Here is an 11,518-nt window from a genome sequence, read left to right as displayed (position 1 = left end):
CACGATTGAATTATTCGAGTCCCCCGGACATGGACGCCTGTTGGGAGAGGTTACGACGAAGCAGAAGGAATTATATGAGGCGTTAGGGGTTGCCCCTCCCTCGTTATAAATTCCGGGAATTCAGGTTTCAAGGTTCCATTTCCTTGATTGTCTCGATCGACATAAATAAATCCGTAACGTTTCTTCATTTCACCTGTCCCTGCAGAAACTAAATCGATACAGCCCCAAGTCGTATAACCTAAAAGATCTACACCATCTAGATCAACGGCATCTCGCATCGCTCGGACGTGTTGCGCTAAATAGTCGATACGATAATCATCGGCGACATAGCCATTTTCATCTGGTGTATCTACTGCACCTAAACCATTTTCAACAATAAATAATGGTTTTTGATAACGATCATATAGATCATTCATCGTAATACGTAAGCCTAGTGGATCGATTTGCCAACCCCATTCACTTGATTCTAAGTATGGGTTTTTGACTGAAGCAAAAATATTTCCAGCTGTTTGCTCAAGTAATTCAGGATCAGTTGTTGCTACCCGAGAAGAATAGTAAGAGAAAGAAATGAAATCAACGGTATGAGCTTTCAATAACTCTTTATCGCCTTCTTCCATTTTCACTTCGATCCCTTTACGTTCCATTTCCTTCAATGCATATGCTGGGTATTCACCACGTGATTGAACATCGATAAAGAAGTAGTTTTCACGTTCATCTTGACGTCCCGCCCACACATCTTCAGGTTTTGGTGTATAAGGATAGTAAGAGCCCGCGGCTAACATACAACCGACTTGATTTTCAGGATCTACTTCATGCGCAATTTTTGTTGCGATCGCTGAAGCAACTAACTCATGATGAGCCGCTTGATATTTGACCTGTTCGACATTATCGCCTTCTTCAAAGTAAAGACCCGCTCCCATGAATGGTGCATGTAAAATCATATTGATCTCGTTGAAGGTCAACCAGTATTTCACCAACCCTTTATAGCGATTAAAGATCACACGGCATAGGTTTTCATAAAAACCAACTAATTCACGGCTACGCCATGCGCCATATTTTTCTACTAAATGCATTGGGCAATCAAAATGAGTAATCGTTACTAACGGTTCGATACCATATTTTTTGCATTCTTCAAAAATGTCTTCGTAGAATTTCAACCCGGCTTCGTTCGGTTCTTTTTCATCGCCATTTGGGAAAATACGGCTCCAAGCTAACGATAAACGATACGTTTTAAAACCCATTTCAGCAAACAGTGCGATGTCTTCTTTCCAATGATGGTACATATCGATCGCTTCTTTTGCTGGATAAAAATGTTCTTCGTCAAAATCGAACATTTTCTTTTGTCCAGTGATTACTGGAAAGCGATCTTCTCCGATCGGCACGACATCTACATTGGCTAGACCGCGTCCGTCTTCATTATATCCACCTTCACATTGATTAGCGGCAGTGGCGCCGCCCCATAAAAAGTCTTTTCTAAATCCCATGATTTCCCTGCTCTCTTTAATTTCTTTTATACATTTACTAAGTCTAATTCACGTGCAACTTCGTCTTGTACCTCGATGCCTTCTTTTTCTAAACGTTCAATCGTTGTTTTAAAGTTTGGCAAATGCTCTTTATGAGCAATAAATAATTCATCCATCATTCGTTGCGCTGTTTTTCCTGAACGGACCATCGGATTGATCGTGAATGCTTGTAAAGCCGTATCGTAATCACCCGTCACAGCAGCTTCGATCGTTAGTAATTCCATCGCCTTCATGACTTGTAACCAACCGCGTTCTGCTGTTGGGAGTTCACCAAAGGCAACACTGCGAGCACCTTGGCCACCGATATAAGCAGATACTTCGACTACACAATCTGCTGGAAGATCTGGAACAGCACCATTATTTTTAGTTGAAACAACAAGCTGGGTATCTTTATTGGCATAAATCGACGCGATCGATTCACAAGCAGCATCAGAATAATAAGCCCCACCACGTTGTCCAAGTTGTTCTGGTTTATGATCTAAGTTTGGATCTTTGTATAGTTCAAACAATTCTTCTTCAGTTCTTTTCACTTGCTGTGCTCGCGTCCCGATCGTCTTATACTCTTCCAAAGCATGCTCTAACATTTCTTCTTCCATATAATAGTAGCGATGATAGCCACAAGGAATCATTTGCATCTGTTCTAGTAAACGACGTGGGAATGGGATATCATGGATATTTTTTGGTAAGCCTGTTTCACCAGCATACATTTTTTCAACGATTTCCATCGTTACATCTTTACCATGATCATCCGCAACTTTATGCCAATGGAAATGATTCAAACCAGCAAATTTATAAATTAATTCATCTGCCTGCTTGCCTAACATCTCAGGTTCTACCATCGTCGCCATTACCGGCACATTACATAAGCCGATCACTTTGTCCCATTTTCCATAACGGACAACTGCTTCGGTTACCATCCCACTTGGATTGGCAAAGTTAATCAACCAAGCATCCGGACATAAGCGTTTCATATCTTCAACGATTTCTAAAATGATCGGAACCGTTCGGAAAGCTTTAAACATACCGCCAGCACCATTGGTCTCTTGGCCCAACATGCCATAGTAAGCTGGGATCCGTTCATCTTTGATCCGCGCTTCTAACAAACCAACTCTAAATTGCGTAGTAACAAAATCGGCATCTTTCAACGCTTCTTCCCGATCTAGCGTCATGTAAACCTTTACATCATAAGGCGAAGCATCCCACATTCGTTGAGCCATCGCACCAACGATCGCTAATTTTTCTTTTCCTGCTTCAATATCTACTAACCAAATTTCTCGAATCGGTAATTCATCATAACGTTTGATAAAACCTTCCATTAATTCAGGGGTGTAGCTGCTGCCGCCACCGATTGTTGCAATTTTTACACCTGTCGCCATGTGATCGACTCCTTTGTTTTTATTTACAATATAATTATCTTATTTGTAAAATAGATTTTCAATCTAACTAGCAGATAATCCATGTTCATTTACAAAATTTTGATTTATGATTCACTTTTTTGTAAATTTCAATGGAGTAATTTGTTTCAATCTTCCTATTAGCTATTTTTATATTTACGTTTAGAATATAATATATGTAAATAAAGGAGTGAGGCAAATGCTATTAACTGAAAAAATGCGACAAACTCGTTTTTCAAATGCCGAAAACACTCTGGTCGACTATATTTTAAAACAAGACCTTGCTATCAAAGATTTAACTGTTAAAGAAATCGCCGAAGCAAATTTTGTCCATCCTTCAACGTTGATCAGGGTCGCTAAAAAATTAGGCTACAATGGCTGGTTGGAATTACGCGATGAATTTCTTTCTGAGCAAACCTATCTACAAACATATTTCGATGATGTTGATGCCAATTTGCCATTTCAAACAAATGATGGGCTCATGACGATCGCAAATAAAATCGCGTCACTTGAACGAACGACGATCAATGATACATTGAGCTTACTGAATCACGATGATCTGCAAAAAACAAAACAACTATTGCTAAAATCAAAAAAAATAAAAATCTTCGGCAGCAATGCCAACCTGTTGATTTCGCAAGATTTTGCGCTGAAGATGCGGCGGATCCAAAAAGATGTCGTAACGAGTCAAACCATGGGTGAGAATGCTTATGAAGCTTTTAATTCCCAAGAAGATACTTGTGCGATTCTTATTTCTTATACTGGAGAAAATAGTTACATCCTACAAGTGGCAGAGATTTTAAAGCGTAGAAAGGCGCCTTTTATTGCTTTAACAAGTATTGGAGATAATACTTTAGCTTCAATGAGTCAAGCAGTTTTACGAATGACGACTCGTGAACGCCTATACTCAAAAATCGCTAATTTCACGATCAATTCTTCCATCTGCTATCTATTAGATGTTTTATACAGCTGTGTGTTTGCCGAAGATTATCAAAAAAATCTAAATCATCTAATTGAGATTGGTGATTTGGTGGATAATCGTAAAACCAGTTCGGCCATTATGGCCGAATCACCAGAATCGATGATCCACTTTACCGAATCTTTCCGGCCAAATTAAATAGCATTAAAAAATGGAATATGCCGCAGAGGACATATTCCATTTTTTTAAACTAAAACCGTCAGTAATTCATCACTATGGCTGATATCGGTTGCTTGATCTGCTTCGATGATATCTAAATAATCTGCTGAATTTGTGATGATAACTGGTGTTTCCACGCTATAACCCGCAGCTTCGATTGCTCGAATGTCAAATGTGACTAATTTATCACCACGTTTTACTTTATCTCCTTGTTTGACAAAGGATTCAAAAAATTCGCCATTCAATTGAACCGTATCTAAACCAATGTGGATCAATAACTCTAAACCATTATCTGAAACTAAACCAATCGCATGTTTTGTTGGGAACATCGTCATGATCGTCCCATCAAAAGGCGCAATAACTTCTCCAACTGTCGGATGGATCACAACACCTTTACCCAAGACTCCTTGTGCAAACGCTTGGTCTTTCGCAGTATCTAACGGCATGATCGCGCCTTGTACTGGTGCTGTCACGATTTCTTTACGTACTTCCATTGCTGTTTTTTCTGCTGGTACTTCAACAGTCTCTTCATCTTTCCAGAAAATCATCGTTGCAGCAAAACTAAAGACCATCGCAACACCAACCGCCACAAATTGACCAATCATTCCACTAGCATCATTCGTTGCTGAATTAATATGATTGACGAAACCAAAAGCTCCCAGTCCGCCCATCGTATAATACTTAGCTCCAAATAAGGCAGTTACTAATGCACCAACACCGCCGCCGATCATTGAGATGATGAATGGTTTTTTCTTCGGTAATGACAATCCATAAATTGCTGGTTCAGTCACACCGAAAATCCCTGAAATAACTGCTGGGATACAAAGTTGTTTTAACTTGGCATTTTTTAATTTGAAGAACATTGCCATGATAACAGCCGTTTGTGCAAAGCTGGCTGTGAAAGATGCTGCTAAAATAATATCGGAACCTGTAGTTGATAAGTTGATCATTGCTAATGGAATCAAACTCCAATGCAATCCAAAGATTACAAGTGCTTGCCAGAAGAATCCTACTACCACACTCATCAGAACCGGAGAGAACTCATATAGCGAAGTGAAGCCGCTTCCTAAAAGATTGGTCAGGAAAGTAATGATTGGTCCAATGACTAAGAAACCGAAAAAGACTGAGACTAAGATCGTAAATAATGGGACTAAGAATGTTTGAACCAATTCAGGAACTACTTTTTTCGCTAACTTCTGAACATGACTCGCAAACCAAATTACTAGAATAATCGGCACTACACTGCTCGTATAATCATTTGTGATGATCGGCAAACCGAATACGCGAATGAAAACAGGACTTTCAAACATAGTGTTAGCAAACAGTGTCATGATCGGTTTACCCGCACTTAACGCTGAAGCTTGGATCGTCGGATACACCAATGCAGCACCGATAGCCATCCCAGTGAATTCGCTAACTTTAAATTTACGAGCGGCGGTCAATCCAATCACGATCGGCATGAAATAAAAGATACAATCACCGGCTGCAGTCAAGAATAGATCGGTTCCGCTACCTGCAGTATAAAAATTTAGATATAGAAACAGTGCATTGAATCCCTTTAACATCCCGCAAGCCGCTAAAGCTCCTAGGAATGGTTGGAAACAACCTGAGATCACATCGATTAAACGATTAAAGATATTTCCTTTTTCAGTCTCTTCTTCTGAAGCCTCGCCACTGATTCCCGCAACCTCTAAGACTTCTGCAAAAACCAATGGTACATGGTTTCCGATAACGACTTGGAATTGGCCGCCGCTTTTCATTACAGTCACAACGCCGTCCATATTTTTCAACACTTCTTCATTGGCTTTGCTTTCATCTTTCAATTTAAAGCGCAAGCGCGTGATGCAATGTGTCAAACTATTGATATTCTCTTTGCCGCCAACATTTTCAACGATATTCTCAGCTAAATCATGATATTTTCCCACAGTCTGTTCCTCCTAAGTGTTTTCTTATTATTGATTTACTTTTTGGACCAATCGTGCAATATGGATCGTTAAATATAATTTCTCGTCATTCGACATTTCATAATGGTATGACTGTGCGATAAAATCAGCAATTTTTTCGACACATTGATAAGCATTCTGATATTTTTTTCGAATGATCATTAATAGTTCATCATCGGTTTCATCCGTTACTTGGCGTTGATTCATGATGCGTGAAGCAAAGAAACGTAAATGAGTTGTAAAACGATAGAAATACACAGACTCTTCATCTAATTGGACTTTAAAATAATAGCTGGTGATTTGAATAATTTCCTGCATCATTTCAGTCATCACAACAACATTGTCATTTCCATTTTCTGTTTGAGCATTGACGAGGTGCAAAGCGATATTTCCTGCTTCGTCTTCGCCCAAATCCACATCGAATTCTGCTTGGATTTTTTTTATCGCAGCTATCCCGACCGAAAATTCATCTGAGAAGAAGCGTTTAACATCCCAAAGCAGTAAATTTCGAACTCGAACCCCTTCGCTCACTCGTTGAATCGCGCCATAAAGATGATCAGTGATTGAGATGTAGAGTGAATCATTCAAAGGATTTTTTAACGTAACTTTGGCTTCATCGATGATGTCATTGGCAACTTCAACATATTTTATTGGTACATCTGCTAATAATTCTTGAAACTTATGCGCTAAATCACTGTTGGCTAGCCGATAGGTTTTATCGATCGAATCCGTTGCTATCTGATCACCAACTTTCTTTTGAAAAGCTAATCCTCGGCCCATCACAACAATTTCGTTATCATTTTGATCAGTAGCTACCACTACATTGTTGTTCAAAACCTTTTGAATCTGCATCTAACACTCCCCCATCCTTTGATATTTAGAATTTTTTAGTTGCTATCAATTAGTTCCACTGCTCACCTCCGTATCTTAGGCGACAAAAAAACCTCATGAAGGTACGACAAATAACTCTCGTACACCTCATCAGGTTTAGCTTGTAATTAAACAATCACTATCCGTCAATTGGCCTATCTAACTTCAAAATTATCTTAGCAAACAAAGAAAGCGCTATCAATAGCTTTTTAAAAAATTACTAGCCAATTAGGGGTGGCTAGCAAATGAAAAAGATTATTTGTGGGTAAATAGACTATAACCTGCAAACCTTAACTGAAACTAAAAGTCGTTGTTTCTTAAAAAATAGATCATAAAACAAGAAAAATTATTCAATAAAAACAGATTATTTGAATTATTAAGTAGAATCCTTTAAGATAAAACTATTAGATAGGAAAGGAAGTATACTCAATGACCAAAAAAATTGCAGCACTTGTTACTGACTTAGTGGAAGATGTTGAACTATCCTCTCCCAAAGAAGCTTTAGAAAAAGATGGCAACGAAGTGACGATCATTAGCTTCGAAGCTGATCAAGAAATCACTGGTAAAGAAGGAACGAAATTCAAAAGCGACAAAAGCATTGATGATGTTAAACCAGAAGATTTCGATGCCTTATTGATCCCTGGAGGATTTTCTCCTGATCAATTGCGCAGCGATCCACGCTTTGTAGCCTTTGTTACTTATTTCCTCGATAAAGATCAACCATTGTTTGCCATTTGCCACGGTCCTCAGTTATTTATTCAAACTGGATTAACCAAAGGTCGGACGATGACTGCGTATACTACCGTACGCCCTGACATTGACTACGCTGGCGCCATTGTGAAAGACGAAGCAGTTGTTGTTGATAACAAGCTAGTTACCAGCCGTACGCCTGACGATATTCCTGATTTCAATAAAAAAATCATTGAAATACTACATGCTTAAATCAAAAAAAGCCCCGATCGCACAGCGATCGGGGCTTTTTTAACCCATTTGAATGAAACAATAACCCGCGATTCCTAAAAACAAGATTCCCATGACTAGACTGCTGCCTAAACTGATCATAATAAAAGGCGACGTTTCTCGATTTCCGCCAGCTTTCAAATTTATAAACGTTCGTTTGGTGATCCATAATTGCCAAACACCTAATAAGAAAAAAATCACTCCGATGATCATCTGAATAACCCCTTTATTCTTATCTTAACTCGAGCTCCTAACGATGAAAACACTTTTTTAGTTATTTCCCCTAAAATGAACGATAGCCCGCTCAAAATTTGAGCGGGCTATCTAACTAATCAATATTTGTTATTTTAAAGTTGAGGGTGTTGACTATTACTAAAAATTAACTATTTCTCGTTTAAACGATGTATTCCCAAATCCTTCTAATACATCCTTGTAACCCTATAGTTACGCCAGTTTGATTAAATTTCATCAAAATGAGTTAAAGTGTCGCATAAAAATATCTTTCGTATTAAGTAAATCATAACACAGTTCGCCTAAAAAACGTGACAAACGAGCAAAAGATAATACTATCTTAACCATTAAAAATTTGCAAAAACGACATCATTGATACCTAAATAGTTCAACACGTAGAAAAATACCATGATAGCATTTAAAATAAGCGAGAAGACGATAATCGCATAACGGATTGATAGATACGAATACCCTTCCGGTTTAAAGCGAGAATACTTTTTCCCATGATATCCTACTAAAATTATCAACAATAAAACTGTTATAATGATTTGAATGATCAACCCTAACAAATAAATCACAGAATGACCATTATGTAATTGAAAAACGTAACTGCCGAAAGCTAATAGATCAATTAAAAGCGCAATCAAAGGCATTTATTATTTCCTCCTATCTCATTCAATTTTTTATTGTAAGAAAAAACTCTCGAAAAAATTCGAGAGTTTTTTGCTTTAACCGACGATTGCACCATTCGGCATGTCTTTTGGTGCTTCTACTACTTTTAATGTACCATCTGGTGCTTCAGCTGAAAGGATCATTCCTTGGCTGATTTCTCCACGTATTTTACGTGGCTTCAAGTTAGCAACGATCACTAATTTTTTGCCAATTAGGCTTTCAGGGTCTGGATAAAATTGAGCAATTCCTGAAAGGATCTGACGGTCTTGGTCATCCCCTGCGTCTAAGCGGAATTGCAATAATTTATCTGCCCCTTTGACAGGTTTGCATTCCATGACTTCTGCTACTTTTAATTCGACTTTATCAAAGACTTCAAATTTGATTTGTTTCTCTTTGACTGAAGCCAATTCAGTTTCCTCTGGATCCCATTTGATTTTTTCCTCTGTTGGTTGCGATCCTTCAGTCATTTTACCTTGGATATAGGCTACTTCTTCTTCCATATCTAAACGTGGGAAAATCGGTGTGCCTTTAGGTGTTACTTTAGTATTGGCTGGGAACTCGCCAAAATGGATCGTTGCAAGATCCATCATATCGGGGTTCAAGCCCAATTGTTCGAAAATACGTTTTGGTGTTTGAGTCATGATTGGTTGTAAAAGAATCGCTACGATACGTAAGCTTTCTGCTAAATGAACCATCACACTGTCTAACTCCGCTTTACGGTCTTCATCTTTTGCTAAGACCCAAGGTTCTGTTTCATCGATGTATTTATTCGCACGTGAAATCAATGTCCAGATTTCAGCTAATGCATTGTTGAATTCCATTTTATCCATTGATTCGCGGTAACGGCTGACTACATTGGCTGCAGTAGTCGATAATTCACTATCAAAGTCTGTTACTAATGATTTGTATTCCGGTACGATGCCATCACAATATTTATTGATCATCGCAACTGTCCGGTTCAATAAGTTTCCTAAGTCATTAGCTAAATCATAATTTACACGTGAAACAAAATCTTCTGGTGTGAAGACGCCATCTGAACCAAAAGGCACTGCACGCAATAAATAATAACGTAAAGCATCTAGACCATAACGTTCGACTAGCATTTCAGGATAAACGACATTGCCCTTAGATTTAGACATTTTGCCGTCTTTCATCATCAACCAGCCATGACCATAGATCTTTTTAGGTAATGGTAATTCTAATGCCATCAACATGATCGGCCAATAAATCGTGTGGAAACGAACGATTTCTTTTCCTACCATATGAACATCTGCTGGCCAATATTTTTGGAACAAGCTATCATCATCAGAACCATAGCCTAATGCCGTGATATAGTTTGATAATGCATCGATCCATACATACACGACATGTTCAGGATTCGCGTTGACTGGGATACCCCATTTGAATGTTGTACGCGATACTGCTAAATCTTCTAAACCTGGTTTGATAAAGTTGTTGATCATTTCATTTTTACGTGATTCAGGTTGAATAAATTCAGGATGTTCTTCGTAATAAGCCAATAAACGATCGGCATATTTGCTCATCCGGAAGAAGTAAGATTCTTCACGCACTAATTCGACCTCATGACCACTTGGCGCTTTCCCGCCGATCACGTTGCCTTCTTCGTCATGATAGACTTCTGCCAACTGTGTTTCTGTAAAATATTCTTCATCAGAAACAGAATACCAACCTTCGTATTCACCAAGATAGATATCCCCTTGTTCCAATAATTGATCAAAGATTTTTTTGACGGCCGCTTGATGATAATCATCCGTCGTACGGATAAATTTGTCATAGCTGATATCTAAAGTCTTCCATAATTTCTTAATATCAGTAGCCATTTTGTCCACGTATTCTTGTGGTTCTACACCTAGTTCATCGGCTTTTTTTTCAATTTTTTGTCCGTGTTCATCGACCCCAGTCAAATAAAACACATCAAAACCCATTAAACGTTTATAACGAGCAATCGCATCACAGGCAATCGTTGTATAAGAATTACCGATATGTAATTTTCCGCTTGGATAATAGATCGGTGTTGTAATATAAAATGTTTCCTTCTCTGCCATGAGGCTCCTCCTTTAAAAATAGATTCTCTCGTAGTATACCACAAAATTATCGAGGTTTTCGGTTAAATTGGTCCGGAACAATCCCCACTTTTCATTTTTTTCAGCTATAAGAAAAAACAAGCCAAACTCGACTTGTTCCACTTCTCATTGGATAAATTTTTCTTTTTTGCTAAGCGCTGAACACACTATTCTTTAACTAACCGTACCTTTTTTTAAATAATGCTTGAGTACTGTAGGTAATAATAGTTGGTTGAAAGCTACAAATATAAATAAAAAGATAGCATAGACAATCGGGCCATAAATATCTTTTGATGCATGATAATTTTTAGTCGTTCTTGAAATACGATATGTTCGACTCTTTTGATAATAGATTTTAATTTTTTGTCCCTCTTTCAACTTAGGATCATCCAAGGCGACACCATAACTATTTTCTGGAAAACGAACTGTTTGGACACCATTCTTATCAAAATGTACAATACCGATCGAAGAACCTTTTGCACTGCTTGCAAACTCTTTTTCTGTTTTCCAATTGTCATACCCGATGTACAACATCAAGAAACCTAACAAGATCAGTAAAATTGTACAAAGCCTACGGATAATTTTTTGTTTTGCTCTCACTTAAAAATTCCTCACTTTAACTCGATTACCCTTATTTCAGCATTTGCTGATTAAAAAATTTAGTCAAAACTAAAATAACTCTCTGCCGATTCGCTTTGGTTTG

9 protein-coding genes and 1 pseudogene are annotated in these 11,518 nt (G+C 38.1%); 2 read left to right on the top strand and 8 right to left on the bottom strand.

Annotation, left to right across the window (positions count from 1 at the left end; genetic code table 11):
• Positions 1–125: 125 nt before the first annotated feature.
• A pseudogene (locus ACKTSC_RS09655) lies at positions 126–1,484 on the bottom strand (6-phospho-beta-glucosidase); the annotation flags it as partial.
• Between the two features lie 26 nt (positions 1,485–1,510).
• Positions 1,511–2,899 (bottom strand): 6-phospho-beta-glucosidase, encoded by a 1,389-nt coding sequence (locus ACKTSC_RS09650; protein WP_407857463.1) that lies wholly within the window; start codon positions 2,897–2,899, stop codon positions 1,511–1,513.
• 217 nt (positions 2,900–3,116) lie between these two features.
• On the opposite strand from ACKTSC_RS09650, the gene ACKTSC_RS09645 reads away from it, so the two are divergent.
• Positions 3,117–4,034 (top strand): MurR/RpiR family transcriptional regulator, encoded by a 918-nt coding sequence (locus ACKTSC_RS09645; protein ID WP_407857462.1) that lies wholly within the window; start codon positions 3,117–3,119, stop codon positions 4,032–4,034.
• Positions 4,035–4,081: 47 nt separating this feature from the next.
• Here ACKTSC_RS09645 and ACKTSC_RS09640 read toward each other — a convergent pair whose 3' ends face one another.
• The gene (locus ACKTSC_RS09640) at positions 4,082–5,980 is read right to left on the bottom strand and encodes a beta-glucoside-specific PTS transporter subunit IIABC (protein WP_332581159.1); all 1,899 of its coding nucleotides are present in this window, start codon (positions 5,978–5,980) and stop codon (positions 4,082–4,084) included.
• A 27-nt stretch (positions 5,981–6,007) separates the two neighbouring features.
• Complete coding sequence (gene licT / locus ACKTSC_RS09635) at positions 6,008–6,850, bottom strand: BglG family transcription antiterminator LicT (RefSeq protein ID WP_332581158.1); 843 nt, start codon at positions 6,848–6,850, stop codon at positions 6,008–6,010.
• A gap of 447 nt (positions 6,851–7,297) precedes the next feature.
• Between licT and ACKTSC_RS09630 the strand changes: the two genes are divergently transcribed.
• Positions 7,298–7,810 carry a type 1 glutamine amidotransferase domain-containing protein gene (locus tag ACKTSC_RS09630; protein ID WP_407857461.1) on the top strand — a complete coding sequence of 171 codons (513 nt, stop codon included), beginning with the start codon at positions 7,298–7,300 and terminating at the stop codon, positions 7,808–7,810.
• A 39-nt stretch (positions 7,811–7,849) separates the two neighbouring features.
• Here ACKTSC_RS09630 and ACKTSC_RS09625 read toward each other — a convergent pair whose 3' ends face one another.
• From ACKTSC_RS09625 to ACKTSC_RS09610, 4 genes are all read right to left on the bottom strand, one after another.
• The gene (locus tag ACKTSC_RS09625) at positions 7,850–8,041 is read right to left on the bottom strand and encodes a hypothetical protein (protein WP_332581156.1); all 192 of its coding nucleotides are present in this window, start codon (positions 8,039–8,041) and stop codon (positions 7,850–7,852) included.
• A 365-nt stretch (positions 8,042–8,406) separates the two neighbouring features.
• Positions 8,407–8,712 (bottom strand): hypothetical protein, encoded by a 306-nt coding sequence (locus ACKTSC_RS09620; RefSeq protein ID WP_407856008.1) that lies wholly within the window; start codon positions 8,710–8,712, stop codon positions 8,407–8,409.
• A 75-nt stretch (positions 8,713–8,787) separates the two neighbouring features.
• Positions 8,788–10,797: a methionine--tRNA ligase gene (gene metG, locus ACKTSC_RS09615; protein ID WP_407857460.1), complete on the bottom strand. Its 2,010-nt coding sequence runs from the start codon at positions 10,795–10,797 to the stop codon at positions 8,788–8,790.
• A gap of 192 nt (positions 10,798–10,989) precedes the next feature.
• The gene (locus tag ACKTSC_RS09610; RefSeq protein ID WP_407857459.1) at positions 10,990–11,415 is read right to left on the bottom strand and encodes a hypothetical protein; all 426 of its coding nucleotides are present in this window, start codon (positions 11,413–11,415) and stop codon (positions 10,990–10,992) included.
• Positions 11,416–11,518 lie beyond the last annotated feature (103 nt).

Origin of the sequence: Enterococcus hailinensis (assembly GCF_045862035.1) — a bacterium.
Taxonomy (GTDB): Bacteria; Bacillota; Bacilli; order Lactobacillales; family Enterococcaceae; genus Enterococcus_A; species Enterococcus_A hailinensis.
Note: the sequence above shows the minus strand (reverse complement) of the source record. Positions and strands in the feature narration are given on the sequence as shown.

What these genes read in the sequence shown, in the direction of transcription:
- ACKTSC_RS09650 (WP_407857463.1), bottom strand. Translation starts at nt 2,899, where the DNA reads ATGGCGACAGGTGTAAAAATTGCAACAATCGGTGGCGGCAGCAGCTAC.
- ACKTSC_RS09645 (WP_407857462.1), top strand. Translation starts at nt 3,117, where the DNA reads ATGCTATTAACTGAAAAAATGCGACAAACTCGTTTTTCAAATGCCGAA.
- licT (WP_332581158.1), bottom strand. Translation starts at nt 6,850, where the DNA reads ATGCAGATTCAAAAGGTTTTGAACAACAATGTAGTGGTAGCTACTGAT.
- ACKTSC_RS09630 (WP_407857461.1), top strand. Translation starts at nt 7,298, where the DNA reads ATGACCAAAAAAATTGCAGCACTTGTTACTGACTTAGTGGAAGATGTT.
- ACKTSC_RS09625 (WP_332581156.1), bottom strand. Translation starts at nt 8,041, where the DNA reads ATGATCATCGGAGTGATTTTTTTCTTATTAGGTGTTTGGCAATTATGG.
- ACKTSC_RS09620 (WP_407856008.1), bottom strand. Translation starts at nt 8,712, where the DNA reads ATGCCTTTGATTGCGCTTTTAATTGATCTATTAGCTTTCGGCAGTTAC.
- metG (WP_407857460.1), bottom strand. Translation starts at nt 10,797, where the DNA reads ATGGCAGAGAAGGAAACATTTTATATTACAACACCGATCTATTATCCA.